We start from the raw sequence: 25,900 nt of genomic DNA on the forward strand, positions 1-25,900 counted from the left end.
GACGGTCACACCCGGGATCCCTAGCTTGCCGACCACCGGTCCAATGGCGGACCCACGGAGCAGCGAGGTCGACATGGACCAACCACGGGAAGGGCTGTTCGCCGGCCGGGGCATGAGCCGGCGTGATCTGTTCCGGACGGCGGGGGCGGTGGGCGCGGGGCTGGCGCTGTCCTCCCCCCTCCTGTCCGCCTGCGCCAACGGCAGCAGTGGCGGCGGCTCGGGCGGTTCGTCGCTGAAGGTCGGTTTCGTCAGCCCGCGGACGGGCGCCACCGCCGGGTTCGGCGAGCCCGACGGCTACGCCCTGAAGCAGGCCCGCGACGCGCTCAAGGGCGGCCTGAAGATCGGCGGCACCACCTACGACGTGACCATCGTCGACAAGGACAGCCAGTCCGACCCGCAGCGCTCGGCCCAGGTCGCCAACGACCTGATCAACTCCGACGGCGTCGACCTCATGCTCACGACCTCGACGCCGGAGACGGTCAACCCGGTCTCCGACGCGTGCGAGGCCGCGGGCGTTCCGTGCATCTCCACCGTCGTCCCGTGGGAGGCCTGGTACTTCGGCCGCGGCGGCACGCCCGAGGACAAGAAGGCCTTCCGGTACACCTACCACTTCTGCTTCGGCGTCGAGCAGTTCGCCTCGGCCTACACGACGATGTGGCCGCAGGTGCCGACGAACAACAAGGTCGGCGTGATGTGGCCGAACGACTCCGACGGCAACGCGATCCGCCAGTCGCTCGGCCCGCTGCTGCAGCAGGCCGGGTACACGATCGTCGACCCGGGCGCCTACACCGACGGCACCAACGACTACTCGTCGCAGATCGCGCAGTTCAAGGCCGAGGACTGCCAGATCTTCAACACCTTCCCGATCCCGCCGGACTTCGCGACGTTCTGGCAGCAGGCGGCGCAGCAGGGCTACAAGCCGCTGATCGCGCAGATCGCCAAGACCGGCCTGTTCCCCTCGCAGGTCGAGGAGCTCGGTGACATCGGCGTCGGCCTGGCGTCCGGCGCGTACTGGACGCCGACGTTCCCCTACAAGTCCTCGCTCACCGGGACCAGCTCGAAGGACCTCGCCGACGGCTACCAGAAGGACTCCGGCAAGCAGTGGAACCAGCAGCTCGGCGCGACGATGGCACTGCTGGACGCCGGCGTCGCCGCGCTCAAGGCGGCCGACGACCCCACCGACAAGGAGGCCGTGTCCAAGGCGATCGGCACCCTCGAGGTCGAGACGCCGGTGGGGAACCTGAAGTGGGGCTCGGGCCCGAACGGCAACGTCGTCGCCACCCCGATCATCGGCGGCCAGTGGGTCAAGGGCACCGACTTCCCGCTCGACTTCGTCCTCGTCGAGAACTCCTCCGACACGAACGTCCCGATCGCGGCCTCGCTCAAGCCGTACGGAAGCCTGTGAGCGAAGGCAGCGGGACGCCGGTGCTCGCGGGCACCGGGCTGACCAAGCGGTACGGCGACCTCACGGTCCTCGACTCGGTCGACTTCGCCGTCGCCGAGGGCGAGGCCGTGGGCATCGTCGGCCCGAACGGCGCGGGCAAGACGACGCTGCTCTCCGTGCTGTCCGGGTCGACCCCGGCCACCGCCGGGCACACGACCCTGCTCGGCGCCGACGTCAGCCGCGCCCGGCCGGAGGTGCGCTGCCGGCGGGGCATCGGCCGGGCATTCCAGGTGCCGCGGCCGTTCGGCGGCATGACCGTGCTCGAGAACGTGCTCGTCGGCGCCACCTTCGGCGGCGGTCTGCGCGGGGGCCGCGGCGAGGAGCGGGCGATCGACGTCCTGGAGCTGTGCGGCCTGATCGGCGTGGCCAACCGGCGGGCCGAGGACCTCGGGCTGCTCTCCCGCAAGCGGCTGGAGCTGGCGCGGGCGCTGGCCACCGAGCCGCGGGTGCTGCTGCTCGACGAGATCGGCGGCGGGCTCACCGACGCCGAGGCGGCCGAGCTGGTCGACACGATCCTGGCGCTGCGCGAGCGGGGGGTGGCGATCGTCTGGATCGAGCACATCGTGCACGTGCTGCTGCGGGTGGTGGACCGGCTGATCTGCATGGCCGCGGGCAAGGTCATCGCCGACGGCGAGCCGCGGGCCGTGCTGGCCGACCCGGCCGTGATCGAGGCCTACCTGGGCCGGGCGGTGGCATGAGCCTGCTCGAGGTGCGGGACCTCACCGCCGGGCACGGGCTGCTCACCGCCGTCCGGGAGATGAGCTTCGAGGTGCGGGAGGGCGAGACCGTCGCCCTCGTCGGCGCCAACGGCGCCGGGAAGACGACGCTGCTGCGCACGCTCGCCGGCGCGCACCACGCCACCAGCGGGTCGGTCGTGTTCGACGGGGCCGACGTCACGCACCTGCCGGCCTACAAGCGGGTCCGCCGCGGCGTCGCGCTGGTCCCCGAGGGGCGGCGGCTGTTCGGCGACATGACCGTGGAGGAGAACCTGCTGGTCGCCGGCCGCCGCGCGCGGCCCGGCCCGTGGACCCTGCAGCGCGTGCTCGAGGCGTTCCCCATGCTCGAGCCGCTGCGCGGCCGGCGCGGGGCGAGCCTGTCCGGCGGCGAGCAGCAGGCCACCTCGATCGGCCGGGCGCTGATGACCAACCCGCGGCTGCTGCTGGTCGACGAGGTCTCCCTGGGCCTGTCCCCCGTCGCCGTCGACGCCGTCTACGCCTCGCTCGCCCATCTGACCGACGACGACGGCGCCACGCTGGTTCTGGTGGAGCAGGATCTGGGCCGGGCGCTGACGGTCGCCGACCGGGTGATCTGCGTCCTGGAGGGCCGGATCGTGCTCGAGGCGCCCAGCGACCGGATCACCCGCGACGAGGTCACCGCCGCCTACTTCGGGGTGGACCGTGTCTGAGGGGGCCCGCCGGTGACCTGGGTGAACGCGGTCCTGCAGGGGGTCTTCCTCGGCGGCCTCTACGCGCTGTTCGCCTGCGGGCTGTCGCTGCTGTTCGGCGTCATGCGGATCATCAACCTCGCGCACGGCGACATCGCCGTCCTCGGCGCCTTCCTCATCTGGCAGATCAGCACCTCGTTCGGCATCAGCCCGTTCCTCGCGCTGATCCCGACGCTGGTGGTCATGCTGGTGCTGGGTTACGTGCTGCAGAAGACGATGCTCACCCGCGCCCTGCGCGGCGGCCCGCTGATCCCGCTGCTGGCCACGTTCGGCCTGTCCATCGTGATCCAGAACGGGCTGCTGCAGGTGTTCTCCGCCGACGTCCGCTCGCTCGGCGGGCAGGCCGGCCCGATCGCGCACGCCAGCTGGACGATCACCGACCAGCTGTCGGTCCCGGTGCTCGGGGTGGTCGTGCTCGCCACCGCGGTCGCCGTCCTCGGCGGGCTGCAGCTGGTGCTGCGCCGCACCGGCGTCGGCCGCGAGATGCGAGCCACCGCCCAGGACGCCGACACGGCGGGCCTGGTCGGCGTGCCGTCGTCGTCGGTGTACGCCCGTGCCACGGCGATCGCGGTGGCGACGGCGACCCTCGCGGGGATGTTCCTGGCGCTGCGGTCCACCTTCTCCGCGGCCAGCGGCCCCACCCAGCTGATCTTCGCCTTCGAGGCGGTCGTGATCGGCGGCCTCGGGTCGCTCTGGGGCACCCTCGGCGGCGGCATCGTGCTCGGTGTCGCGCAGACGGTGGGCGCGCAGTTCGACCCGCAGTGGTCGATCCTGGCCGGGCACCTGGTGTTCCTGCTCATCCTCGCCACCCCCCGCGGCCGGTCCCTCGACCTGGGCGGGGTGCGCGCATGAGCACCACCGAGCGGGCGCAGCGGCCGGCGACCGGCACCGGCTACCGGGTCAGCCGCTCCAGCCTCACCTCGTGGCTGGGCTCGCTGGGCTTCCTCGCCGTCCTGGTCGTGCTGGCGTTCGTCCCGATCGCGTTCATCCCCGTCGTCATCCAGCAGACGACGTCGTTCCTGATCCTGGTGATCCTCGCGTCGATGTGGAACGCGCTGGCCGGCTACGGCGGGCTGGTCAGCGTCGGCCAGCAGGCCTACATCGGGTTCGGCGCCTACGCGGTCATCTTCCTGACCCAGCGGGACGTCGAGCCGTACCTGTCCATCGTGATCGCGGCGCTGGCCTCGGGTGTCCTCGCGCTGGTGGTCTCGCCGCTGCTGCTGCGGCTGCGCGGCGGGGTCTTCGCGATCGCCACCTGGGTGGTCGCCGAGACGATCGGGCTGATCATCCTCATGCAGGCCAGCCTCGGCGGCGGCACCGGCGTCTCGCTGCGGGCGCTCAACGTCTACCCGGTCGCCGACCGGCGGGCCTACACGTACTGGATCACCCTGGCCTTCACCGTCGTGCTGCTCGGCGCGGTCCTGCTGCTGCTGCGCCGCCGCACCGGCGCCGCGCTGCAGGCCATCCGGGACGACGAGGGCGCCGCGGCCTCGGTCGGCGTGCGCACCCGGCCGCTCAAGCTGATCCTCTTCGTGCTCGCCGGCGTGGGCTGCGGCGCGGCCGGGGCGCTGACCCTGGCCAACACCCTGTTCATCCAGCCGCAGTCGATCTTCGGCGTCCAGTACACCGCCTTCATGATCTTCATGGTGCTGGTCGGCGGGCTCGGCAGCTTCGAGGGACCGATCCTCGGCGCGCTGGTCTTCTTCGTCGCCCAGAACGAGTTCGCCGACCTCGGCGCCTGGTACCTGATCGGCCTGGGCCTGGTGGCGATCGGCTTCGCGCTCTTCCTGCCGCGCGGGCTGTGGAGCCTGATCGGCGACCGGCTGCCGGGACCGCTGCTGCCGATCGGATACCGGTTGAGGTCCAATAAGTCGTGACCGAGGCACCCGGGCTGCGCATGTTCGTCGACGGCAAGTGGGTCGACGCGCTCAACGGGCGCACGTTCCCCGACTTCAACCCGTGGGACGACGGCGTGGTCGTGACCGTGGCGGCCGGGGACGCCGACGACGCCGTCGAGGCGGTCGACGCGGCGGCCCGGGCCTTCCCCGCCTGGTCGGAGTCCACCCCCGCGCAGCGGCAGCGGGTGTTCCTCACCGCGGCCGACCTGATGCAGCGCCGGGCCGGGGAGATCCGCGACCTGCTCGCGGTCGAGACCGGCTGCGGCGCCTCGTTCGCCGGCGTGCAGGTCGAGTTCGCCGCGACCCTGTTCCGGCAGGCGGCGGCCCTGGCCTACGCGCCGGTCGGCGACGCGCTGGCCTCCGACCTGCCGGGCACGCACGCGCTGGCCCGCCGGCGCCCGGTCGGCGTCGTCGGCTCGATCACGCCGTGGAACGCCGCGGTCAGCCTGTCCGCGCGGGCGCTCGCGGTCCCGATCGCCGTCGGCAACTGCGTGGTGCTCAAGCCCTCGGAGGAGTCGCCGTGGTCCGGCGGTCTGCTCTTCGCCGAGATCCTGGCCGAGGCCGGTCTGCCGCCCGGCGTCCTCAACGTCGTCCCCCACGCGCCCGGTGAGGCCGGCGGCATCGCCGACGTGCTGGTCGGCGACCCGCGGGTGCGCCGGCTGAACTTCACCGGGTCGACGGTGACCGGCCGCCGGCTGGCCGAGAACGCCGGCCGGCACCTCAAGCCGCTGCTGCTTCAGCTGTCGGGGTTCAACCCGCTGCTGGTGCTGGCCGACGCCGACGTACCCGCGGCCGCCCGCTCGGCGGCGTACGGCTCGTTCGTGCACCAGGGCCAGGTGTGCATGTGCTCGCGGCGGATCTTCGTCGAGGAGCAGGTGGCCGACGCGTTCACCGAGGAGTTCGTCGCACGGGCCGAACGGCTGCCGGTCGGCGACCCGCGCGAGCCGGGCGTGGAGATCGGCCCGCTGATCAACGAGTGGGCGCTGCGGCTGATCGAGCGGCGGGTGCAGGAGGCCGTCGACCGCGGGGCCACCGTGCTCGCCGGCGGGCGCGCGCAGGGCCCGTGCTACCCCGCGACCGTGCTCACCGACGTCCCGGCCGACTGCGAGCTGGCGCTGGAGGAGACCTTCGGCCCGGTCGCGATCGTCGAGCGGGTGCCCGACGCCGACGCCGCGGTGGAGCGGGCCAACGACTCGCCCTGGGCGCTGTCGACCGGCGTCATCACCGGCGACGAGGGACGCGGCCTGCGGCTGGCCCGGCGGCTGACGGCCGGGATGGTGCACGTCAACGACTCCCCCGTGAACGACCAGCCGCACATGCCCTTCGGCGGCTCGCTCGACTCCGGCTGGGGCCGGTTCGGCACCGGTCCGGGCCGGGACGACTTCACCGAGGTGCAGCTGGTCACGAGCCGGGCGACGCCTCGGGACCCGTTCGCTCGCTGAGCGGGGCCAGCGTTCCCGGCCGGCCGGCCCGGAACAGCACGGCTGCCTGGACGACGACCAGGACGACGAGGAACCCCAGCGGCAGCGTCCACGACCCGCCGACCGCGTAGAGCGCACCGACGGCCAGCGGGGCGAGCGCGCCGCCGCCGTACCCGACCAGCTGGCCCATGCCAGACAGCTGGCGGGCCTGCTCCTCGTCGGCCGAGCGCAGGACGACGAGCGTGAAGGCCAGCGCCAGCCCGGCTCCCTGAGCGATCCCGCCGACCACCGCCCACACCGGCCACGCCGCGGGCGCGACGAGCAGACCGACGACCAGCACGGCCCAGCCGGCGGCGACGACCAGGCCGAGGCCCCGCTGGCTCGTGCTGCGGCGCACCACGAGCGGGACGATCAGCGTGCCCGGGATGCCCAGGCTCTGGAACAGCGAGCCCGCGCTCGCCCCGGCCGCGGCGCCGCCGCGACCGAGCTCGTCGACCAGGAGGCTCGGCAGCCAGGCGGTGACCGCGTAGTACAGCCCCGTCTGCAGCATCAGCGCGGTGCTCACCGCCCAGGCCAGGCCGCTGCGCCACACCCGCGGCCCGCCGCTCGGTCCGGCCGCCCGCGCGCCGGGCACCCCGCGGTCACCGCGGGTGGCCAGCGCCCAGACGACGACGGCGACGACGGCGAGCACGGCCCAGCAGCCCAGGGCGGCGCGCCACCCCCACACGGCCGCCAGCGGCGCGGTCAGCGCGGCGGTGGCCGCGGCGCCCACGGTGAACGTGGCCGTGTACAGGCCGGTCACGGTGCCGGCGCGCGGACCGAAGTCGCGCTTGACCACCGCCGGCAGCAGCACGTTGCCCACCGCCATCGCGGCGCCGAGCAGCACCGTCCCGGCGAGCAGGACGGGCGCGCCGTCGAGCACCCGCAGCGCGGTGGCGGCGCCGAGCAGGACCAGGCCGAGCAGGATCGCCCGTTCGGCGCCCACCCGGCGGCCGAACCAGGCGGCGACCGGGGCGAAGCCGGCGAAGCAGAGCACGGGCAGCGTGGTGAGCAGGCCGGCCACCGTCGCGGACAGGTGGAGGTCGGCCCGGATCTCGGGCAGGACGGGCGAGACGGCGGCGATGGACAGGCGCAGGTTCAGGCCGGCGAGCAGCACGCCCGCCAGCAGCATCCCCGTGGCCCGCGGAGGGGCCGGGTTCATCCGGCGCGCAGCTCCTCGAGGATGGGCCCCGCGACCTTGAAGGCGTGGTTGGCGGCCGGCACCCCGGCGTAGACCGCCGCGTGCTGGATGACCTCGGCGATCTCCTCGTCGGACAGGCCGTTGTTCTTGGCCGCGCGCACGTGCAGCGCGAACTCGTCCCAGTGCCGCAGGGCGATGGTGATCGACAGGGTGGCGATGCTGCGCTCGCGCCGGGCCAGCCCGGGGCGCTGCCAGATGTCGCCCCAGGCCGTGCGGGTGATGAAGTCCTGGAAGTCGGCCGTGAACGGCGTGGTGTTCGCGACCGCGCGGTCGACCCACGCGTCGCCCAGCACCTCGCGGCGGGTGCGCATGCCGGCGTCGTGCCGGTCGTCATCGGTGGTCATCGGGCGCTCCCGTCGAAGTGGGCGAGCAGCCCGTCGGTGACCTCGAGGGTCCGTTCCAGGTTGGCCAGGTGCGCGGCGGGGGTGACGCTCCGCAGTTCCGCCCCCGCGATGCGCTCGGCGATCGCCTGCTGGTGCGCCGGCGGCAGCGCCTGGTCGTCGGCGCCGGAGATCACCAGCGTCGGCGCGGTGATCCGGCCGAGGTCCCCGCGCAGGTCGATGCCGGCGACCACCTCCGCGCAGGCGGCGTAGCCCTCGTCGTCGCAGCCGGCGATCATCGCCTCGAGGCGGGCGACCAGGTCGGGGTGCTCGGCGGCGTAGGGCGGGGTCAGCCAGCGGCTGACCACGGCCGGGGCGATCGGCGCGGTGCCGTTCGCCCGGACGGCGGCGGCGCGGTCGAGGAAGCCCTGCGGCTCGGTCTTCGCCGAGGTGCACAGGACGGCGAGCCGGTGCACGCGGGCCGGCTCGCGGGCGGCCAGCCGCAGGCCGACCATGCCGCCCAGGGAGAGCCCGGCGACGTGCGCCCGCCCGGCGCCGAGCCGGTCGAGGAGCGCGACGAGGTCGTCGACCAGGTCGTCGAGCGCGTACGGGCCGGCGGGCGCGGGCGAGGCGCCGTGCCCGCGCATGTCGTAGGTGACCACCCGGTAGCGCTCGGCCAGCGCCGGCACCTGCGGGTCCCACATGCCGCGCGCGGCACCCAGGGAGTTGGCCAGGACGACGACCGGCGCGTCCTCCGGCCCGGCGACGCTCGCGTCCACCTCGACTGCGGTCACGGGTTCTCCTCCACGAAGGCCTTGTGGTCGGCGAGCACGGCGTCGACCTGCCGGCCGGCCTCGCCGACGTCCGGCCCGGCCGCGTCGAGCAGCACGGGGTCGACGTCGCCGCGCTCGGCCAGGACCGCCGCGAGCGGCAGGCCGGCCTCCCGGGCGCGGCGGGCCGCGTCGGCGACCGCCTCGTGCGCGGCGGCCCGGCCGAGGGTGTCGCCGAGCGACTCGGTGACCCGCTGCGCGAGGGCCGGCTCGGCGGCCTCGGCGACCGTGGCGGCCATCCGGTCGGCGTCGACCCGCAGCACGGCCAGGCTCTCGGCCAGCCAGGCCGCGGCCGAGCCGACGGCGGTGAGCAGATCGGTCAGCGTCGGCCACTCGCTGTGCCAGGCGCCGGCGGCCCGCTCGTGCTCCTGCTCCATGGCGGCGAGCAGGCCGGCGGCCAGGCCGGGCGCGCGGCGGGCGCAGGCCCGCGCGGAGATCGCGGCGACCGGGTTGTTCTTGTGCGGCATCGCCGAGGAGCCGCCGCGGCCGGGGGCGACCTCGGCCAGCTCGCCGACCTCGGTCTGGGCCATGAGGACGACGTCGACCGCGACGGTGGCCACCGCCCCGGCGGCCGCGCCGAGCGCCCCCGCGAGGTCGGCGATCGGCAGCCGCACGGTGTGCCAGGGGACGGCGGTCGTGGTCAGGCCCAGCTCGGCGGCGAGCGCCTCCCGCAGCTCGAGCCCGCGGCCGCCGCTCGCGGCGAGGGTGCCCACAGCGCCGCCGTACTGCACCGGCAGGGCGGCGTCGACGGCGCGCAGCCGGGCGCGGGCGCCGTCCAGGCCGGAGAGCCAGACCGCGGCCTTGAGCCCGAACGTCGTCGGCAGGCCCTGCTGCAGAAGCGTGCGGCCCATGACGACGTCGTCCCGGTGCGCCTCGGCCAGCCGGGCAGCAGCAGCCGCCGCGGCGGCGAGGTCGGCGTCGATCGCGCCCAGCGCCCGGCGGGCCAGCAGCACCAGCGCGGTGTCGAGCACGTCCTGGCTGGTCGCGCCCACGTGCACGGCGACCGCGGCCCGCTCCCCCACGGCCGCCTGCAGCACGCGCACCAGCGGCGGGACCGGGTTGCCCGCGTCGGCGGCCCTGGCCACCACGGCGGCCAGGTCGAGCGCGGCCGGCTCGGCGCAGGCCCGCGTCACCGCGTCGGCCGCCTCGGACGGGACCAGCCCGACCCGGGCGGCGGCGCGGGCCAGGGCGGCCTCGACGTCGAGCAGCGCGTCGAACCAGGCCGAGGAGGAGACGGCACCGGCCGCTCCCCCGCGCGCGAAGGTCCCGGCGAAGAGGTCGGTCACGCGCCCTTCCTACCGGAGCCGGTCAGACCGCGAAGAACACGGTCTCGTCCATGCCCTTGTCCGTGCAGGCCTGCAGGTGGACGTCGAACCGGTACCCGTCGTCGGTCTTCTCCGCGATCAGCGTGCGGCGCTGCTCGTCGGAGAGCCCGCGCAGGACGGCGTCCTCGGCGTTGGCGTCGGCCTCGTCGGCGAAGTAGATCCGGGTGACGACGCGGTCGAGGATGCCGCGGGCGAACACCGAGACGTCGATGTGCGGCGCCTGCAGACCGCCCTCTCCGTCCGGGACCCGGCCCGGCTTGAGGGTGAAGACCTCGTACTCGCCGGTGATCGTCGAGGCACGGGCGTAGCCGCGGAACCCGGGGTAGGTCGCCTGCCCGCGCGGGTCCTCGGGCGAGGCGAAGCCGCCGTCCGGGTCGGCCTGCCAGGTCTCGATCATCGCGTCGGGGACGACCTGGCCGGCGCCGTCGAACACCTGGCCGCGGATCCAGAAGCCGCCCTCGGTGACCTCGGCGGCGGCCCAGACGCCGTCCTCCCAGGTCAGGCCGATCGCGAGGTACGGGCCGACGGTCGCGCTCGGGGTGGTGCCGAGCTGGAACAGGTCGGTGAGGAAGCCGCTGCCGCGCTGCCCGGAGCGGGGCTGGTACGGCTCGGTGACGTCCGGGACGTCGAGGGGGTTGGGGGCGCTCATGCCACGTCTCCGTCGTCGTCGGTCTCGAACGGGGTCTGCTCGCGGCCGCGGAGCACGATGTTCCACTCGAAGGCCAGCGCCCAGTTGTCCTGGGTCCGCTCGAGGGAGAACCGGCTGACCGTGCGGTCGCGCGCCTCGTCGGGGATGGCCTGGTAGATCGGGTCCTGGCCGAACAGCGGGTCGCCCGGGAAGTACATCTGGGTGACCAGCCGCTGGGTGAAGGCCCGGCCGAACAGGCTGAAGTGGATGTGCGCCGGCCGCCACGCGTTGTGGTGGTTGCCCCAGGGGTAGGCGCCGGGCTTGATCGTCATGAACTCGTAGCGCCCGAGGCTGTCGGTGACCACGCGGCCGAGCCCGTCGAAGTGCGGGTCGAGGGGCCCGGGGAAGGTGTCGACGACGTGCCGGTAGCGGCCGGAGGCGTTGGCCTGCCAGACCTCGACCAGCGCGTCGGGCACCGGGCGGCCGTCGCTGTCGAGCACCCGGCCGTAGACGAGGATCCGCTGGCCGACGGCCTCGCCGCCGTTGCGCAGGGTGAGGTCCGCGTCGTGCGGGAGCACGCGGTCCTCGCCGAGCACCGGGCCGGTGACCTCGGTCAGCCGCTGCGGCAGGTCGACCGGCGTCCGCAGCGGCGCGCGCAGCGCCGTGCTCCGGTAGTTGGGGAACCCGACGGGGGTCCGCTTCTCAGCGGGTTCGCGGAGGTAGCGCGGCAGGATGAGCCCGCTCGCCGAAGTGGTGCCGGTCATAGCGGGAAAGGTACGGCCCGGCCGTACGCTGCCCAAGAGAAGGCTTCCGATGGACGGAAGCGGTGGGACGGCGGAGGGAAGGCATGGCGGGGCGCAGCACCACCCCGGGGCGTTCGGTCACCTCCCGCGCCCTCGCCGTCCTGGACGCGTTCGACGTCCGGGCCCCCCGGCTGTCGCTGTCGGAGATCGCCGACCGCAGCGGGATGCCGCTCACGACGGTGCACCGGCTGCTCGCCGAGCTGACCGCGTGGGGCGCGCTGACCCGGCGGGCCGACGGGCGCTACGAGATCGGCCGCAAGCTGTGGGACCTCGGCCTGCTCGCCCCCGTGCAGCTCGAGCTGCGCCAGGTCGCCGCGCCCTTCCTGCTCGACGTGCACACGGCCACCCGCGACACCGTGCACCTCGCCGTCCGGGAGGGCACGCGGGCGCTGTACGTGGAGCGCATCTCCGGCCGCGAGTCGGTGCCGGTGGTCAGCCAGGTCGGCAGCCGGCTGCCGCTGCACGCCACCGGCGTGGGCAAGGTGCTGCTCGCGGCGGCGCCCGACGAGGTCTGCGACGAGGTCTTCCGCACGCTGACCCGCGAGACCCGGCACACCGTCGTCGACCCGGTGCGGCTGCGCCGCGAGCTCGGTGAGATCCGCCGCCGCGGGTTCGCGCGCACCGCGGAGGAGATGTCGCTGGGCACGATCTCGGTCGCCGTCCCGATAGCGGTGGAGCGCGGGGGCGGGCCGGTCGTCGCCGGTGCGCTCGGGATCGTCGTCCCCTCCCACCGGCGCGACGTCGCCCGGCTGGTGCCGGTGCTGGAGGTGGCCGCGCGCGGCATCAGCCGCGAGCTGGCCCGGGCAGAGGCTTTCCGCTGAGCGGAAGTCTCGTCTAGGCCGGACGGCGTCGCGGCCGTCACACTCGACGCCGTGCGTACTCAGGTGGGGATCATCGGTGCCGGCCCGGCCGGCCTGCTGCTGTCGCGGCTGCTGACGTTGCAGGGCATCGACTCCGTGGTGCTGGAGAACCGGTCGCGGGAGTACGTCGAGGGGCGGATCCGCGCCGGCATCCTCGAGCAGCACTCGGTCGACACGCTGATCGAGGCCGGCGTCGGCGACCGCCTTCAGCGCGAGGGCCTGGAGCACCGCGGGATCTACCTGCAGTACCCGGGCACCCGGTTCGCGCTGGACTTCAAGGAGCTGTGCGGGCGCACGGTCTGGGTCTACGGGCAGACCGAGGTGGTCAAGGACCTCATCACCACCCAGCTGGACGGCGGCCCGCCGCTGCTGTTCGAGGTCTCCGACGTCGTCCCTGAGGAGGTCGACGGGGAGTCGCCGCGGATCCGGTTCACCGACGCCGAGGGCAACCCGCAGGTGCTCGAGTGCGACGTGATCGCCGGCTGCGACGGCTTCCACGGCGTCTCCCGGCCGGTGGTCACCGCCGGCGCCCGGGGGCAGCTGTGGGAGCGCACCTACCCCTACGCCTGGCTGGGGATCCTGGCCGACGCCGCCCCGGCCACCGACGAGCTCATCTACTCGTGGCACCCCGAGGGCTTCGCGCTGTACTCGATGCGCTCGCCGTCGGTGTCGCGGCTCTACATCCAGGTCGACCCGAGCGAGAAGATCGAGAACTGGTCCGACGAGCGGATCTGGGACGCCCTCGACACCCGCTTCGCGCACGAGGGCTGGTCGGTCAACCGCGGCCGGGTCACCGACAAGTCGATCCTGCCGATGCGCTCGTTCGTCTCCGCGCCGATGCGCCGCGGCCGGCTGTTCCTCGCCGGCGACGCCGCGCACATCGTGCCGCCGACCGGCGCGAAGGGCCTCAACCTCGCCGTCGCCGACGTCACCCGGCTGGCGGGCGCGCTGGTCCGGCTGCTGCACGAGAAGCAGAGCGACCTGGTCGACGTCTACTCCGACAAGGCGCTGGAGCGGGTGTGGCGGTGCACCCACTTCTCCTGGTTCATGACCTCGATGATGCACCGCTCCGGCGACGACTTCGACGCGCAGCTGCAGCTGTCGCAGCTGCGCCGGATCCACGACTCCGAGGCCGCCGCCCGCGAGCTGGCCGAGAACTACACCGGTCTGCCGATCGAGTCCTAGGCGACCCAGGCATGGGAAGCCATACATGCGTTTTCCGCCCGGAAACGCACGTATCGCTTCCCATGCCTCAGGCAGCCGCCCGGAGGTGGCGGTCGAAGAAGGTGAGGATGCGCGCCCAGGCGTCCTCGGCCGACGGGTGGTGGTAGGCCAGCCCGGCCACCTTCTCCAGGACGCCGAACGGGCCGGTGTTGTGCCGGTTGAGGAACGAGTGCCCGGCCTCGGGGTACTCCTTGACGTCGTGCTCGACGCCGAGGTCGGTGAGCACCCGCTCGACCTTCGCCGCGGCGCCGGGCAGCCCGCGGTCGCGGCCGCCGTAGCTGGCAACCACCGGGCAGGCGCCACGCAGCACCTCCTCCAGGTCGGCCTTCGGCAGCGGCCCGTAGTTGGGCGCGGAGGCGTCGAATCCCTTCGGCGCGGCCAGCAGCGCGAACCCGCCTCCCATGCAGAAGCCGATGATGCCGACCCGCCCGGTGCAGTCCGGCCGGTCGGCCAGCCACGAGCGGACCGCCTCCAGGTCGTCGAACGGCGGCCCCGCCGCGCGCATCAGCGAGCCGAACGTCGAGCGCATGCAGCGCAGCGCGCCGCCGGCGGTGAACAGGTTCGGGGCGACGGCGAGGTAGCCCGCGGCGGCCAGCCGGTCGGCCTGCTGGCGGGTGTCGTCGGTGAGCCCGAACACCTCGTGGACGACGACCACGCCGGGCCACGGCCCCTCCCCGACCGGCGGGACGGCGAGGTAGCCGTCGAGCTCGGGAGCGGTGGTGGCGCCGGGGATCCTGGTGGGCGGCATGACCGCCGTCCTACCAGCCGCGGAGGGGTTGCGCGCGTCGTCGCCCTCCCGGGACCGTGACCGCCATGGGTCCGCAGCTGACCACCGCCCGCGCGCGGCGCTACTTCGACACGCACGCCGCCGACTACGACCGGTCGGTCGCCGACGTCGAGCGGCGGCTGCTCGGCGACCAGCGCGGCTGGGCCACCTCGCGGGCGCACGGCCGGGTGCTCGAGCTCGCCGTCGGCACCGGCCTGAACCTGCCGCGCTACCCCGACGCCGTCTCGCACGTGCTGGGGATCGACCTGTCCGAGCAGATGCTGGTGCGCGCCCGGGCGCGGATCGCCGACCAGGGCCTCGACCGCGCCGAGGTCCGGCAGGGGGACGTCGAGCACCTCGACCTGCCCGACTCCTCGGTCGACTGCGTCGTCGCCACGTACTCGCTGTGCACCGTCGCCGATCCGGCCGCCGTGCTGCGGGAGGCGCGGCGGGTGCTCGTGCCGGGCGGCCGGCTGGTGCTGGTGGAGCACGGGCCGGCGCGGACGTGGTGGATCCGGGCGGTCCAGCGGCTGATCAACCCGTTCGCGAAGCGCTGGCAGTCCGACGACCTGCTGCGCGTGCCCGTTCCGCTGGCCGAGGCGGCCGGCTTCACGATCACCGAGGCCGACCAGGCCGGGGTCGGCGGCCTGGCCCACCGGGTGTCGGCCGTCTTGCGGTGAACGCCGCCGTCCCCGACGGTGGCGACGTGGACCCCTTCCGCAACCTCGGGCGCATCCCGGGCCTGACCGACCTGCTGACGCTGCTGCAGCAGCAGACCGAAGCGCTGGCGCAGCTGCCGCGCACCCTCGCCGACCTGCAGGGCACGGTCCGGCAGCTGACCGAGGCGACCAACACCGCCAAGGACACCGTCGCCTCGGCGCAGCGCACGGCCGAGCGGCTGGAGGCCCTGGTCGAGGAGCTCGAGGAGCCGGTGCGGGCGCTCAAGCCGGGCCTGGAGCGGGTCGGCCGCGTGCTCGACGACCCCGCCGTCGACACCGTGCCGGACACGCTGCGGCGCATCCACGACGACCTCATGCCGCTCATCCACGGGCTGCGCCAGGCGCAGGAGCGGATGGGCACGGTCACCGGCTCGATGGCCGGCCTGCTGCGCCGCCGCCCGACCCGGCCGGAGGACGAGCCCCGGCCGGACGGCGACGCCGCGAGCTAGAAGAACACCGACAGCAGCAGCACCCCGAGCAGGCCGACGACGGAGATGATCGTCTCCATCACCGACCAGCTCTTGATCGTCTCCCCCACCGTCATCCCGAAGTACTCCTTGACCAGCCAGAAGCCCGCGTCGTTGACGTGCGAGAAGAACAGCGAACCGGCGCCGACGGCGAGGGCGAGAAGCGCGACGGTGGGCCGGTCGAGGCCCTCGGCGAGCGGGGCGACGATGCCGGCCGCGGTGATCGTCGCGACGGTCGCCGAGCCGGTGGCCAGCCGGATGCCGACGGCGACCAGCCAGCCCAGCACGAGCGGGGAGAAGTGGGAGCCTTCCGCCCACTTCGCGATGAGGTCGCCCACCCCGGAATCGACGAGCAGCTGCTTGAACCCGCCGCCGGCGGCCACGATGAGCAGGATGCCGGCGATCGCGGGCAGCGCCCCGCCGGTGATGGCGGAGATCCGCTCCCGGCCGAAGCCGACCGCCGTCCCGAGCGTGAACATGGCCACGATCAGCCCGATGAGCAGCGCCACCGACGGGGTGCCCAGCACGTCGGTGACCTTCTGCAGGCCGTTCTCGGGGTCGTCGACGGTGAGCTCGACGATCGCGCGGATCAGCATGAGCACGATCGGCAGCAGGATCGTGAAGACGGTCGCGCCGAACGACGGCTGCCGCCTGGGGTGCTCGTCGGTGAGGTCGGGCGAGTCGGCGACCGGCTGCACCAGGTCTCTGCGGTCGTCCTCGTCGGGGCCGAGGCCCGCCGATCCGGTGCTCCCGGTCTCCCGGCCGCCCACCCCAGCGGCCACCAGGGGCGCGGGGTGGGCGATGGCGACCCGCTGCGAGATGAACGAGCCGAACACCGGTCCGGCGATGATCACCGCCGGGATCGCCACGATCAGGCCGAAGATCAGCACCAGGCCCAGGTCGGCGTGCAGGTTGGCGATCGCCACGAGCGGCCCGGGGTGCGGTGGGACGAACCCGTGCAGGACCGAGAGCCCGGCCAGCGCCGGGATGCCCACGCGCAGCACCGGCTGGTCGGCGCGGCGGGCCACGAGCAGCACGACGGGGATGAGCAGGACGACGCCGATCTCGAAGAACAGCGGGATGCCGATCAGCGCGGCGACGCCCCCCATGGCCCACGGCAGCGCACGGGGGCTGACCCGGTCGACGATCCGGTTCACGATCCCGTCGGCGCCCCCGGAGTGGGTCAGCAGCCCACCGATCATCGCGCCCAGCGCGATGAGCAACCCGACGCTGCCGGTGGTCGCGCCGAGCCCTGTGGTGAAGCTGGTGACGATGTCCAGGGCGCTCACGCCCGCCACCACGCCCAGCACCGCCGAGCCGAGGATGAGCGAGACGAACGGGTGGACCTTCAGCCAGACGATCAGCACGACGACGGTGGCGATGCCGAGCAGCGCGGCGAGCACCAGCTGCGTGCTGTTGTCGGTGTGATCGATGGCGGCCAGGACCGTCATGGCGTGTCCTCCTGGGTCCGGAGGTCGAGGGATCGCTCCTTGCTGAGCGCGGTGAGCACGTGGTCGGCGACCTGCGCCGCCGGGTCGACCCCCGAGATGACCGCGCCCGGCTCGTCGTCCTGCAGCGGTTCGAGGGTCGCGAGCTGGCTGTCCAGCAGCGAGGCCGGCATGTAGTGGCCCGAGCGGTGCTCGACCCGGTCGCGGATCAGCTCCGAGGCCGCCTGGACGTGGGCGAACCAGACCGACGGGTGGCCGTCGCACAGCAGGTCGCGGTAGGCCCGCTTGAGCGCCGAGCAGGTGACGACGGCGTTGGTCCCCGCGGCCTCGTGCTCCCCGATCCAGGCCGCCAGCCGGCGCAGCCAGGGCCAGCGGTCGTCGTCGTCCAGCGGGATGCCGGCGCGCATCTTCTCGACGTTCTCCGGCGGGTGGAACTCGTCGCCCTCGGCGAAGTCCCAGCCGAGGCGGGACACCAGCTCGGCGGCGACGGTCGACTTCCCGGCGCCGGAGACGCCCATGACGACGATCGTCGTCGTGCGGGGCCCGGTCTGCTCGGCCATGATCCCGACGCTAAGCCCGCCGGTCGCGGGGGGCGACTTCAGACGTCGGTGATGCGGACGCCGGCGTGGGCCTTGTAGCGGCGGTTCACCGACACGAGGTTGATCGTCAGCGCCTCGACCGCGGCGGCGTTGCGCAGCCGCCCGGCGTAGATCCCGCGCATGCCCGGCAACCGCCCGGCCAGCGCCTGGACCAGGTCCGTGGACGCCCGGTCGTCGCCGACCACCATCACGTCGCCGTCCATCTCGGGGTGCGACAGGTCCTCGAGCAGGCGCGCCGACAGGTGGTGGAACGCCCCGACCACGTGCGAGTCCGGGAGCAGGGCCGCCGCCTGCAGGGCCGCCGACCCCTCGGGGACCGCGAGGACGTAGGCACCCTTCTCGTCCCAGCCCATCGGGACGACGCAGTCCACCACGACCTTGCCCGCGAGGGGTTCGACCAGCCCGGCCAGCAGCTCGGCGTGCCCGTCGTACGGCACCGCGACGATCACCAGGTCCGCCGCGCCGGCGACGTCGGCGTTGCCCCCGCCGGTCACCGACACCTCGACCCCCGGTGCCGCCGCTCCCCCGGCGCGCTCCGCCACCTCGCCGGCCACCGCCGAGGCGCGCTCGGCGTCCCGGGAGCCGAGCAGCACCCGCTGGCCGGCCGCGGCCAGCCGCACCGCCAGCCCCCTCCCCTGCGGACCGGTGCCGCCCAGCACCCCGACCACCAGGCGGGAGACGTCGGGGGCCGGGCGGGCCGGTGCGGACTGCGTCGTCGTCATCTGAGCTCCTCGAAGTCGGTGATCTCGTCCACCAGCCCCCACTCCCGGGCGGTGACCACGTCGAGCGGGGTCCCCGTGAGCGCGAGCCAGAGCGTGCGCCAGCGGCCGATCCGCCGCGGCAGGCTGACCGTGCCGCCGGCTCCGGGCAGCAGCCCCATCGCCAGCTCGGGCAGCGCGAACTCCGTGCCGGGTGCCGCGACCACCCGTCCCGCCCATGCGGGCAGCTCGACCCCGGCGCCGATGCAGCGGCCGTGCAGCCGCGCCTCGATCCGCGGCGAGAGCCGGGCCAGCACAGCCGCGGCGCCGGCCCGGGTGCGGACCAGGTGGGCGGTGACCGGGTCGGCCGCCGTCCCGAACTCGTCCAGATCGCCGCCGGAGCAGAAGTCGGGACCGGCGCCGTCGAGCACGACCCGCTCCACGCTCGGGTCCAGCTCCGCGATCGCGAGCCCGTCGACCAGCGCGTCCCGCAGCTGCCGCCCGTAGGCGTTGCGCCGCTGCGGCCGGTTCAGCGTGATCCGCAGCTCGCCGTCCACCCGGGCGAGCAGCACGGGGTCGGCGACGTGCGGCGGCTCGGGGCGCGGTCCGCGCCCGGCCAGCCAGCCGGCGAACTCCGGACCGGCCAGCAGCGTCGAGTAGGCCAGCGACTCCGCCTCCAGGGCGGCGGGGACGGGCAGCGACCCGCTCCACCGCAGCAGCCCGGCGAGCACGGCGGCCGCCTGCGGGAACGCGGCCACGCGCGCGGCCAGGGCCTCGCACGCGGCGTCGACGTCGGGCACCGCGACCGCCGTCCGCGGCGCGGGACGCGACGCCAGCGTCAGGTCGACGGCGCGGAGCGTCGCGGGCTCGGCGGCCGTCCCGCGGCAGACGCCGACGACCACACCGGCGTCCCGGTGGGCGGCCGCCACCTCGCCCGGGCCGGCGTCCGACGGCACGAAGGCCACGGGCTCGCGCAGCACCTCAGGCGGCTCCGGCCGGCTGACGATCGCCCAGCGCCGCGACGACCTCGCGGCGCAGCAGCTTGCCGGTCACGGTGCGCGGCAGCTCGTCCCAGAAGGCGATCCGGTCAGGGGTCCGCGAGCCCCGCAGCGACCCGCGGGCGAAGGCGCGCAGCTCCTCCGGTGCCAGCGGGCTGCCCGGCCGGACGACGACGGCGGCCTCGATGCGCTGGCCCCACTCCTCGTCCGGCACCCCGACCACCGCGGCGTCGGTGACGTCGGGATGGCGCAGCAGCACGTCCTCGATCTCGGCGGGGGCGATGTTCTCCGCGCCCCGGATGATCGTGTCGTCGACCCGGCCCTCGACGAACAGGTAGCCGTCGCCGTCGAGCCGGCCCTGGTCGCGGGTGCAGAAGAAGCCGCGGTCGTCGACCTCCGGCCCGGACCCCGCGTACTCGCCGGAGACCTGCTCGCCGCGCACCCAGATCAGCCCGCTGGCCCCGGCGGGCAGCACCGCACCCACGTCGTCGCGGACCTCGATCTCGATCCCGGGCACTGCCCGTCCGGCCGAGCCCAGCCGGGCTCGGACCGCCGGGTCGTCGGAGGCCACCGCGGCCCGGTGCTCCTCCGGGCCGAGGACGGTGACCGTCGAGCTGGTCTCGGTCAGCCCGTAGGCGTTGACGAAGTCGACGTGCGGCCACTCCACCAAGGCCCGCTCGATCACCCGCGGCGGCATCTTCGCCCCGCCGTAGGCCAGCGACCGCAGCGACGGCACGGACCTGTCCGCATCGGCGTCGAGGACCCGGGCCAGCATGGTCGGCACGACCATGGCCGAGGTGACGCCCTCCCGGCGCACCAGTTCGAGCCAGCCCTCGGCCGTGAACGTCTCCAGCACCAGCGTGCGGCGGCCGGCGAACAGGTTCGTCAGCGTGTTCGACACCGCGGCGATGTGGTACGGCGGCACGCTCATCAGCGCGGCGTCGTCCGGGTCGGCCGCGGCGAACTCCACCGTGCCCAGCACGTAGGACACCAGGTTCTCGTGCCGCAGCAGCACACCCTTGGGCGCCGACGTCGTCCCGCTCGTGTAGATGACCACCGCCGGGCCGTCGGTGGGCACCGCCTGCACGTCGGCCACCGCCTCGCCGGCGTGCTCGGCGGCCAGGGCCAGCCAGGCGTCCGCGGACAGGGCGTCGTCGCCGATCACCAGCGCCCGCGGGTGGCGGGCCAGCAGGGCCGCGAGCTGGTCGGCGCCCAGCCGGTAGTTGACCGGGACCAGCGGCACGCCGGCGTACGCCGCGGCGAACAGCGCGACGGGGAACGCCGGACCGTTGACCGCGAGGTAGACGACAGCGTCGGCACCGGCCGCGCGCACGGCCGCGGCGCCCCCCACGGCGAGCTCGCGCAGCCGCGAGGCGGTCAGCCCGCCCTCGCGGGGACCGACCACCACGCGGTCGCCGAACCCGTCGGCGGCCATGGTGAGCAGCAGGGTGAGGTCCACGCCGGGCCGCCGTCAGTCGGAGGCGGGCAGCGGCTTGGCGTCCTTGAGCGGCAGCGGCACGCCGCCCACGGCGAGCGTGCCGGTGCCGGGCTTGGCGCACAGCAGCTCGAGGCCGAGCTCCTCGTCGGCGTAGCGCTTGCCCAGCTGCGTGCCCTCCTGCTGGCCGGGGTCGGCGCTCCCCTCGGGGGCGCTGCCGCCGCCCTTCGGGTCCCACAGCGGCACGCCGGCGCTGGTGATCTCGACCTCGCCCGCCGGGGCGCGGACGACGACCACCGAGACCGTGTCGACCGGGCTGACGAGCGTCTGGCCCACCTTCAGCTGCATGTTCTCCCTCTCTCAGACCAGCTCGACGAGCGTCGCGTTGGCGGTGCCGCCGCCCTCGCACATCGTCTGCAGGCCGTACCGGATCCCGTGGTCGCGCATGTGGTGCACCATCCGGGTCATCAGCACCGCGCCGGAGCCGCCGAGCGGGTGACCGAGCGCGATCGCCCCACCCAGGGGGTTGAGCTTCTCCTCGTCGGCGCCGGTCTCGATCAGCCACGCCAGCGGAACCGGTGCGAAGGCCTCGTTGACCTCGTAGACGCCGATCTCGTCGATGCCGACGCCGGCCCGCCGCAGCAGCTTCTCCGTCGCCGGGATCGGGCCGGTCAGCATGAAGATCGGGTCGGCGCCGCTGCTCGCGCCCGTGTGGTAGCGGACGATCGGAGTCCAGCCGTGCTCGCGGGCGATCTCCGGGGTCGTCACGAGCAGAGCCGCGGCGCCGTCGGAGATCTGGCTGGCGTTGCCCGCGTGGATGACGCCGTCCTCCTTGAAGGAGGGCTTGAGCGCCCCGAGCGACTCGACGCTGCTCCCCCGCCGCACCCCCTCGTCCGCGCTCACCGTGCCCGCGTCGGTGGGCACGGGCACGAGCTGGGCGTCGAAGGCACCGGCGTCCTGCGCGGCTGCGGCCAGCGCGTGCGAGCGGGCGGCGAACTCGTCGAGCCGCGTGCGGGACAAGCCCCACTTCTCCGCGATCAGCTCGGCACCGATCCCCTGGTTGAACGGGAAGTCGTCGTAGCGGGCCATCACCTTTGGCCCGTACGGGAAGCCGGACTGCCGTGCCGAGCCCAGCGGCACGCGGCTCATCGTCTCGACGCCGCCGGCGACGACGACGTCCTGCTGGCCGCTCATCACGCCCCACGCGGCGAAGTCCAGCGCCTGCTGGCTCGACCCGCAGGCGCGGTTGACCGTGGTGCCCGGCACCGTCTCCGGCCAGCCGGCGGCCAGGACGGCGAAGCGGCCGATGTTGCTCGACTGGTCCCCGACCTGCGAGACGCAGCCCCAGACGACGTCGTCGACGATGCCCGGGTCCAGGCCGGTGCGATCTGCCAGCTCGGTGAGCACGAGGGCCGACAGGTCCGCGGCGTGCACACCGGAGAGCGCACCGTTGCGCTTGCCGATGGGGGTGCGGACGGCCTCGACGACGACTGCTTCGCGCACGACGACTCCTGGTGTTGACGTCAGTGTCACACGGATGGCTCGCACCATACGCGGTCGTGCCCGGGTTGCACGAGCCCCTCGTAAGGTCCTCCGCGTGTCAACGGCGGGTGACTGGGCGGCCAGCGGCGTCCTCGCGCTGACCGGCCGGGCCGACGGGCCGCCGCTGCTGCCGCCCGGCCGCGCCGCCACCGTCGCCGGCGAGCTCGCCGACCGGTTCGCCGAGCGCACCGGCGTGCGGGTGGACGGCGCGGCCCTGCTCGCCGAGCGGGCCGCCTTCACCGGCGGCCGTCGCCGTGGCGCGGTGTCGGTGGGCGGGTCGTGCCGCCTTCTGCCCACCGCCGACGGCTGGGCCGCCGTCTCCTGCGCGCGACCGGACGACCCGGCGCTGCTCGGCGCCCTGGTGGGCCGGGAGCTCCCCGGCGATCCGTGGCCGGAGGTCGCGGCGTGGCTGCGCGAGCACCCCGGTGCGGTGCTCGCCGAGCGCGCCGAACTGCTCGGGGTGGCCGCTGCGCCGGTCGCCCCACGCCGGGCGCCGCAGGTCCTCCCCGAGCCGCCGCACCGCCCGGTCGCCGGGCTGCTCGTCGCCGACTTCAGCGCGCTGTGGGCCGGGCCGCTGTGCACCTCGCTGCTCGCGCTCGCCGGGGCCCGCGTGGTGAAGGTCGAGACGCCCGGCCGCCCCGACGGCGCCCGCTACGGACACCCCGGCTTCTACCGGCTGCTGCACGCCGGCACCCGGTCGGTCGTCCTCGACCCGGCGAGCGCGACGGGCCGGTCGGCCCTGGCCCGGCTGGTCGATGCCGCCGACGTCGTGGTCGAGGCGTCCCGCCCCCGGGCGCTGGCCGCGTGGGGGCTCGACGCCGCAGCGGCGGTGGCCGCCGGGACGACGTGGATCTCGCTCACCGCGGCCGGCCGGGGTTCGGGCCGGGTCGGCTTCGGGGACGACGTCGCGGCCGCCGCCGGGCTGGTCGCGAGCGACACCGACGGGACGCCGCTGTTCTGCGGCGATGCGCTCGCCGACCCGCTGACCGGGCTGACCGCCGCGGTGCTCGCCACGACCGCGCCGGCCGACGGCTCCGGCGTGCTCCACGACGTCTCGATGACCGACGTCGTCGCACGGACGCTCGACGGGACGCCGTCCTGGCCGGCCGGCGACCTGCCCGTTGCACTGCCCCGCCGCCGCGAGCCCGCCGGCGACGCGCCCGTGGCCGGGGCCGACACCGCCGACGTCCTGCGCGAGCTCGGGCTGCCGTGCTGATCCGCGGCGCCGAGGTGCGCGGCCGCCGGGCCGACGTGCGGATCACCGGCGACCGGGTCGCGGCGGTCGCGCCGGCCCTCGAGCGGATCCCCGGCGAGGAGGTGCTCGAGGCCCGCGGCGGCGCCCTGCTGCCCGGCTTCGTCGACCCGCACCTGCACCTGCTGGCGCTGGCCGCCGCGCTCACCTCGGTCCGCTGCGGCCCGCCGGACGTGCAGGACACCGCCACGCTGGCCGCCGCGCTCGCCGCGGCCCCGGGCGATGCCGCGGGCTGGGTGCGCGGCGTCGGCTACGCCGAGACCGTCGCCGGGAACCTCGACGCCGCCGCGCTCGACCGGCTGCACGCCGCGCGCCCGGTGCGCGTCCAGCACCGCAGCGGCGCGCTGTGGGTGGTCAACGGCGTCGCCGCGCGGCTCCTCGACCTCGACTCCGCCGACGCGCCGGGCGTCGAACGCGGTCCCGACGGGCGGCCGACCGGCAGGCTGTGGCGGGCCGACGCCTGGCTGCGCGGGCGGCTGCGCTCCTCGCCGCCCGATCTGGCGGCCGTCGGCCGACGGCTGGCCGAGTTGGGGATAACGGCAGTGATCGACGCGACGCCCGACCTCGACCCGGCCGCGCTGGCCGCCCTCGCCGGCGCCGGCCTGCCGCAGCGGGTGACCGTGCTCGGCGCTCCGCTGGACGGGCCGCTGCCGCACGGGCTCACCGCCGGGCCCTTCAAGATCGTGCTCGCCGACAGCGCGCTGCCCGACCTCGACGACCTCACCGGCCGCATCGCCGCCGCGCACGCCGCAGGCCGCGCGGTCGCCGTCCACTGCGTGACCCGCGAGGCGCTCGTGCTGCTGCTCGCCGCGCTGGAGAGGGCCGGGCGGCACCCCGGTGACCGCGTCGAGCACGCCGCGCTGGTCCCCGCGGAGCTCGTGCCGGCGCTGCGGGGGCTCACCGTCGTCACCCAGCCCGGCTTCCTCGCCGACCGCGGCGACGACTACCTGCGCGACGTCCCCGCCGACGAGCACGCCGACCTCTACCGCTGCCGGTCGCTGGTCGACGCCGGGGTGGCCGTCGCGCTGTCCTCCGACGCCCCCTACGGGCCGCTCGACCCGTGGGCGGTCCTGGCGGCGGCGGTCGACCGGCGCACCCGGTCGGGCGCCGTCGTCGGCCCGGACGAGCGGCTGACGCCGGCCGCGGCCCTCGACCGGCTCACCGGCGGCCGACGCGTCGTGCCGGGCGCCGTCGCCGACCTCGTCCTGCTCGACGGCCCGCAGCCCGCCGCCGACGCCGTCCGCACGGTGTGGGTCGGCGGCGCGGAGGTCTACACCGAGCCGTAGAGCTCGCGGGCCCGGCGCTCCTCTTCGGCGCGGAGGTAGGAGGGGAACATCCCCTCCGCCGGCGCGACGTCCTTGAGCAGCTCGCGGGCGACCACCTGCTGGTGCACCTCGGTGGGTCCGTCGGCGAGGCCGACGTGGAAGGAGTTGACCAGCCAGTCGGTGAACGGCATCTCGGTCGACAGCCCCAGCGAGCCGTGCACCTGCAGGGCCCGGGCGGCGATGTCGTGCAGCACCTTGGGCATCTCGGCCTTGACCGCCGAGACGTGCAGCCGGATCTGCCGCCAGTCGCGCCCCTGGTCGGCCAGCCACGCCGTCTCCAGCACCAGCAGCCGGAACTGCCGCAGCTGCACCCAGCTGTCGGCGATCTTCTCCTGCACCATCTGCAGGTCGGCCAGCCGCTGCCCCTTCGTGGTCCGGGACACGGCCCGCTCGCACATCATCTCGAAGGCGCGCTGGGCCTGGGCGATGGTGCGCATCGCGTGGTGCAGCCGGCCGCCGCCGAGCCGGGTCTGCGCGACGGCGAACGCCTCGCCGCGGCCGCCGAGCACGTTGCCCGCCGGCACCCGGACGTCGGTGAACCGCAGATGGGCGTGCGCCGGCTCGGGCTCGCCGTGGAAGCCGTAGTCGCGGACGATCTCCAGCCCGGGGGTGCCGGCGTCGACCAGGAGCATCGTCGCCCGCCGGTACGGGTTCTCCGCCTGCGGCTCGGTGACCACCATGACGATGAAGAAGGCGGCCGTCCGGGCCTCGGAGGCGAACCACTTCTCGCCGTTGACGACCCACTCGTCGCCGTCGAGGACGGCGGAGGTGGTGAAGCCCAGGGGGTCGGCGCCGCCCTGCGGCTCGGTCATCGAGAAGCAGGAGACGACCTCGTTGGCCAGCAGCGGCTCGAGGTACTTCCGCTTCTGCTCGGGCGTGCCGAAGTGCGCGAGGATCTCCGAGTTGCCGGTGTCGGGCGCCTGGGCGCCGAAGACGATCGGGCCGAACCGGGCCATGCCGAACTTCTCGTTCATCAGCGCGAGCTTGAGCTGGCCGTAGCCCTTGCCCCCCAGCTCGGGCCCGAGGTGGCAGGCCCACAGCCCCCGCGCCTTGACCTCCGCCTGCAGCGGCCGGACCAGCCGCACGAACTCCGGATCGGCGACGTCGTACTGGTTGCCCAGCAGGTGGTCCAGCGGCTGCACCCGCTCGCGCACGAACGCGTCGATCCAGTCCAGCTCCCGCTGGAACTCCGGCTCGGTCTCGAAGCCCCACAT

General features: G+C 74.8%; 27 protein-coding genes. 12 read left to right on the forward strand and 15 right to left on the reverse strand.

Annotation, left to right across the window (positions count from 1 at the left end; translation table 11 throughout):
• Positions 1–73 precede the first annotated feature (73 nt).
• From GGQ55_RS24805 to GGQ55_RS24830, 6 genes are read left to right on the forward strand one after another with little or no spacing between them, the layout of a single operon-like run.
• Entirely contained in the window at positions 74–1,405 is a 1,332-nt protein-coding gene (locus GGQ55_RS24805) for an ABC transporter substrate-binding protein (RefSeq protein WP_218859436.1), read from the forward strand.
• On the forward strand, positions 1,402–2,142 hold the full coding sequence (locus GGQ55_RS24810; protein ID WP_179721417.1) for an ABC transporter ATP-binding protein: 741 nt from the start codon (positions 1,402–1,404) through the stop codon (positions 2,140–2,142). The genes GGQ55_RS24805 and GGQ55_RS24810 overlap by 4 nt, the downstream gene beginning before the upstream one ends.
• Positions 2,139–2,849 carry an ABC transporter ATP-binding protein gene (locus GGQ55_RS24815; protein WP_179721419.1) on the forward strand — a complete coding sequence of 237 codons (711 nt, stop codon included), beginning with the start codon at positions 2,139–2,141 and terminating at the stop codon, positions 2,847–2,849. Before GGQ55_RS24810 ends, GGQ55_RS24815 begins: the two co-directional genes overlap by 4 nt.
• A 12-nt stretch (positions 2,850–2,861) precedes the next feature.
• A complete protein-coding gene (locus GGQ55_RS24820) occupies positions 2,862–3,740 on the forward strand; it encodes a branched-chain amino acid ABC transporter permease (RefSeq protein WP_179721421.1) in 879 nt (292 codons plus the stop codon).
• On the forward strand, positions 3,737–4,765 hold the full coding sequence (locus GGQ55_RS24825; protein WP_179721423.1) for a branched-chain amino acid ABC transporter permease: 1,029 nt from the start codon (positions 3,737–3,739) through the stop codon (positions 4,763–4,765). The genes GGQ55_RS24820 and GGQ55_RS24825 overlap by 4 nt, the downstream gene beginning before the upstream one ends.
• Positions 4,762–6,228 carry an aldehyde dehydrogenase family protein gene (locus tag GGQ55_RS24830; protein WP_218859437.1) on the forward strand — a complete coding sequence of 489 codons (1,467 nt, stop codon included), beginning with the start codon at positions 4,762–4,764 and terminating at the stop codon, positions 6,226–6,228. Before GGQ55_RS24825 ends, GGQ55_RS24830 begins: the two co-directional genes overlap by 4 nt.
• Here GGQ55_RS24830 and GGQ55_RS24835 read toward each other — a convergent pair.
• The 6 genes from GGQ55_RS24835 to pcaH are packed head-to-tail and all read right to left on the reverse strand — an operon-like array spanning position 6,188 to position 11,314.
• Positions 6,188–7,408: an MFS transporter gene (locus GGQ55_RS24835; RefSeq protein ID WP_179721426.1), complete on the reverse strand. Its 1,221-nt coding sequence runs from the start codon at positions 7,406–7,408 to the stop codon at positions 6,188–6,190. The genes GGQ55_RS24830 and GGQ55_RS24835 overlap by 41 nt on opposite strands.
• The gene (gene pcaC / locus GGQ55_RS24840; RefSeq protein WP_179721428.1) at positions 7,405–7,791 is read right to left on the reverse strand and encodes a 4-carboxymuconolactone decarboxylase; all 387 of its coding nucleotides are present in this window, start codon (positions 7,789–7,791) and stop codon (positions 7,405–7,407) included. The genes GGQ55_RS24835 and pcaC overlap by 4 nt, the downstream gene beginning before the upstream one ends.
• Complete coding sequence (pcaD, locus tag GGQ55_RS24845; RefSeq protein WP_179721430.1) at positions 7,788–8,561, reverse strand: 3-oxoadipate enol-lactonase; 774 nt, start codon at positions 8,559–8,561, stop codon at positions 7,788–7,790. The genes pcaC and pcaD overlap by 4 nt, the downstream gene beginning before the upstream one ends.
• Positions 8,558–9,883: a 3-carboxy-cis,cis-muconate cycloisomerase gene (pcaB, locus tag GGQ55_RS24850; RefSeq protein ID WP_179721432.1), complete on the reverse strand. Its 1,326-nt coding sequence runs from the start codon at positions 9,881–9,883 to the stop codon at positions 8,558–8,560. Before pcaB ends, pcaD begins: the two co-directional genes overlap by 4 nt.
• Before the next feature lie 22 nt (positions 9,884–9,905).
• A complete protein-coding gene (gene pcaG, locus GGQ55_RS24855; RefSeq protein WP_179721434.1) occupies positions 9,906–10,571 on the reverse strand; it encodes a protocatechuate 3,4-dioxygenase subunit alpha in 666 nt (221 codons plus the stop codon).
• Positions 10,568–11,314 (reverse strand): protocatechuate 3,4-dioxygenase subunit beta, encoded by a 747-nt coding sequence (pcaH, locus tag GGQ55_RS24860; RefSeq protein ID WP_179721437.1) that lies wholly within the window; start codon positions 11,312–11,314, stop codon positions 10,568–10,570. Before pcaH ends, pcaG begins: the two co-directional genes overlap by 4 nt.
• A gap of 83 nt (positions 11,315–11,397) precedes the next feature.
• Between pcaH and GGQ55_RS24865 the strand changes: the two genes are divergently transcribed.
• Both GGQ55_RS24865 and GGQ55_RS24870 read left to right on the forward strand, forming a co-directional pair.
• A complete protein-coding gene (locus GGQ55_RS24865; protein ID WP_179721439.1) occupies positions 11,398–12,174 on the forward strand; it encodes an IclR family transcriptional regulator in 777 nt (258 codons plus the stop codon).
• Positions 12,175–12,225: 51 nt separating this feature from the next.
• On the forward strand, positions 12,226–13,398 hold the full coding sequence (locus GGQ55_RS24870) for a 4-hydroxybenzoate 3-monooxygenase (protein ID WP_179721440.1): 1,173 nt from the start codon (positions 12,226–12,228) through the stop codon (positions 13,396–13,398).
• Between the two features lie 67 nt (positions 13,399–13,465).
• Here the strand turns inward: GGQ55_RS24870 and GGQ55_RS24875 are convergent, their stop codons facing one another.
• Complete coding sequence (locus GGQ55_RS24875; RefSeq protein ID WP_179721443.1) at positions 13,466–14,185, reverse strand: dienelactone hydrolase family protein; 720 nt, start codon at positions 14,183–14,185, stop codon at positions 13,466–13,468.
• A 65-nt stretch (positions 14,186–14,250) separates the two neighbouring features.
• Between GGQ55_RS24875 and GGQ55_RS24880 the strand changes: the two genes are divergently transcribed.
• Both GGQ55_RS24880 and GGQ55_RS24885 read left to right on the forward strand, forming a co-directional pair.
• Positions 14,251–14,883 carry a class I SAM-dependent methyltransferase gene (locus tag GGQ55_RS24880; RefSeq protein WP_179721445.1) on the forward strand — a complete coding sequence of 211 codons (633 nt, stop codon included), beginning with the start codon at positions 14,251–14,253 and terminating at the stop codon, positions 14,881–14,883.
• A gap of 26 nt (positions 14,884–14,909) precedes the next feature.
• Positions 14,910–15,371, forward strand: coding sequence for a hypothetical protein (locus tag GGQ55_RS24885; RefSeq protein WP_179721447.1), 462 nt, complete (start codon positions 14,910–14,912; stop codon positions 15,369–15,371).
• Here GGQ55_RS24885 and GGQ55_RS24890 read toward each other — a convergent pair.
• The 7 genes from GGQ55_RS24890 to GGQ55_RS24920 are packed head-to-tail and all read right to left on the reverse strand — an operon-like array spanning position 15,368 to position 22,070.
• Positions 15,368–16,840 (reverse strand): GntP family permease, encoded by a 1,473-nt coding sequence (locus tag GGQ55_RS24890; protein ID WP_179721449.1) that lies wholly within the window; start codon positions 16,838–16,840, stop codon positions 15,368–15,370. The genes GGQ55_RS24885 and GGQ55_RS24890 overlap by 4 nt on opposite strands.
• Positions 16,837–17,397, reverse strand: a complete 561-nt coding sequence (locus GGQ55_RS24895; protein ID WP_179721451.1) for a gluconokinase — start codon at positions 17,395–17,397, stop codon at positions 16,837–16,839. The genes GGQ55_RS24890 and GGQ55_RS24895 overlap by 4 nt, the downstream gene beginning before the upstream one ends.
• Positions 17,398–17,435: 38 nt before the next feature.
• On the reverse strand, positions 17,436–18,158 hold the full coding sequence (gene npdG / locus GGQ55_RS24900) for an NADPH-dependent F420 reductase (protein ID WP_179721453.1): 723 nt from the start codon (positions 18,156–18,158) through the stop codon (positions 17,436–17,438).
• A complete protein-coding gene (locus GGQ55_RS24905; protein ID WP_218859438.1) occupies positions 18,155–19,114 on the reverse strand; it encodes an enoyl-CoA hydratase/isomerase family protein in 960 nt (319 codons plus the stop codon). The genes npdG and GGQ55_RS24905 overlap by 4 nt, the downstream gene beginning before the upstream one ends.
• Position 19,115: 1 nt before the next feature.
• Positions 19,116–20,591 carry a class I adenylate-forming enzyme family protein gene (locus GGQ55_RS24910; protein ID WP_179721455.1) on the reverse strand — a complete coding sequence of 492 codons (1,476 nt, stop codon included), beginning with the start codon at positions 20,589–20,591 and terminating at the stop codon, positions 19,116–19,118.
• 12 nt (positions 20,592–20,603) lie between these two features.
• Complete coding sequence (locus GGQ55_RS24915) at positions 20,604–20,915, reverse strand: hypothetical protein (protein ID WP_179721457.1); 312 nt, start codon at positions 20,913–20,915, stop codon at positions 20,604–20,606.
• Between the two features lie 12 nt (positions 20,916–20,927).
• Positions 20,928–22,070, reverse strand: coding sequence for a thiolase family protein (locus tag GGQ55_RS24920; protein ID WP_179721459.1), 1,143 nt, complete (start codon positions 22,068–22,070; stop codon positions 20,928–20,930).
• 94 nt (positions 22,071–22,164) lie between these two features.
• On the opposite strand from GGQ55_RS24920, the gene GGQ55_RS24925 reads away from it, so the two are divergent.
• Entirely contained in the window at positions 22,165–23,325 is a 1,161-nt protein-coding gene (locus GGQ55_RS24925) for a CoA transferase (protein WP_218859440.1), read from the forward strand.
• On the forward strand, positions 23,319–24,647 hold the full coding sequence (locus GGQ55_RS24930; protein ID WP_179721463.1) for an amidohydrolase family protein: 1,329 nt from the start codon (positions 23,319–23,321) through the stop codon (positions 24,645–24,647). Before GGQ55_RS24925 ends, GGQ55_RS24930 begins: the two co-directional genes overlap by 7 nt.
• Here GGQ55_RS24930 and GGQ55_RS24935 read toward each other — a convergent pair.
• Entirely contained in the window at positions 24,632–25,900 is a 1,269-nt protein-coding gene (locus tag GGQ55_RS24935) for an acyl-CoA dehydrogenase family protein (protein WP_179721465.1), read from the reverse strand. The genes GGQ55_RS24930 and GGQ55_RS24935 overlap by 16 nt on opposite strands.

The sequence above is a fragment of the Petropleomorpha daqingensis genome, from assembly GCF_013408985.1.
Classification (GTDB): Bacteria; Actinomycetota; Actinomycetes; order Mycobacteriales; family Geodermatophilaceae; genus Petropleomorpha; species Petropleomorpha daqingensis.

Coding starts and splice junctions, on each gene's coding strand:
- GGQ55_RS24805 (WP_218859436.1), top strand. CDS start 74: ATGGACCAACCACGGGAAGGGCTGTTCGCCGGCCGGGGCATGAGCCGG.
- GGQ55_RS24815 (WP_179721419.1), top strand. CDS start 2,139: ATGAGCCTGCTCGAGGTGCGGGACCTCACCGCCGGGCACGGGCTGCTC.
- GGQ55_RS24825 (WP_179721423.1), top strand. CDS start 3,737: ATGAGCACCACCGAGCGGGCGCAGCGGCCGGCGACCGGCACCGGCTAC.
- GGQ55_RS24835 (WP_179721426.1), bottom strand. CDS start 7,408: ATGAACCCGGCCCCTCCGCGGGCCACGGGGATGCTGCTGGCGGGCGTG.
- pcaC (WP_179721428.1), bottom strand. CDS start 7,791: ATGACCACCGATGACGACCGGCACGACGCCGGCATGCGCACCCGCCGC.
- pcaG (WP_179721434.1), bottom strand. CDS start 10,571: ATGAGCGCCCCCAACCCCCTCGACGTCCCGGACGTCACCGAGCCGTAC.
- pcaH (WP_179721437.1), bottom strand. CDS start 11,314: ATGACCGGCACCACTTCGGCGAGCGGGCTCATCCTGCCGCGCTACCTC.
- GGQ55_RS24865 (WP_179721439.1), top strand. CDS start 11,398: ATGGCGGGGCGCAGCACCACCCCGGGGCGTTCGGTCACCTCCCGCGCC.
- GGQ55_RS24875 (WP_179721443.1), bottom strand. CDS start 14,185: ATGCCGCCCACCAGGATCCCCGGCGCCACCACCGCTCCCGAGCTCGAC.
- GGQ55_RS24880 (WP_179721445.1), top strand. CDS start 14,251: ATGGGTCCGCAGCTGACCACCGCCCGCGCGCGGCGCTACTTCGACACG.
- GGQ55_RS24890 (WP_179721449.1), bottom strand. CDS start 16,840: ATGACGGTCCTGGCCGCCATCGATCACACCGACAACAGCACGCAGCTG.
- GGQ55_RS24895 (WP_179721451.1), bottom strand. CDS start 17,397: ATGGCCGAGCAGACCGGGCCCCGCACGACGACGATCGTCGTCATGGGC.
- npdG (WP_179721453.1), bottom strand. CDS start 18,158: ATGACGACGACGCAGTCCGCACCGGCCCGCCCGGCCCCCGACGTCTCC.
- GGQ55_RS24915 (WP_179721457.1), bottom strand. CDS start 20,915: ATGCAGCTGAAGGTGGGCCAGACGCTCGTCAGCCCGGTCGACACGGTC.
- GGQ55_RS24935 (WP_179721465.1), bottom strand. CDS start 25,900: ATGTGGGGCTTCGAGACCGAGCCGGAGTTCCAGCGGGAGCTGGACTGG.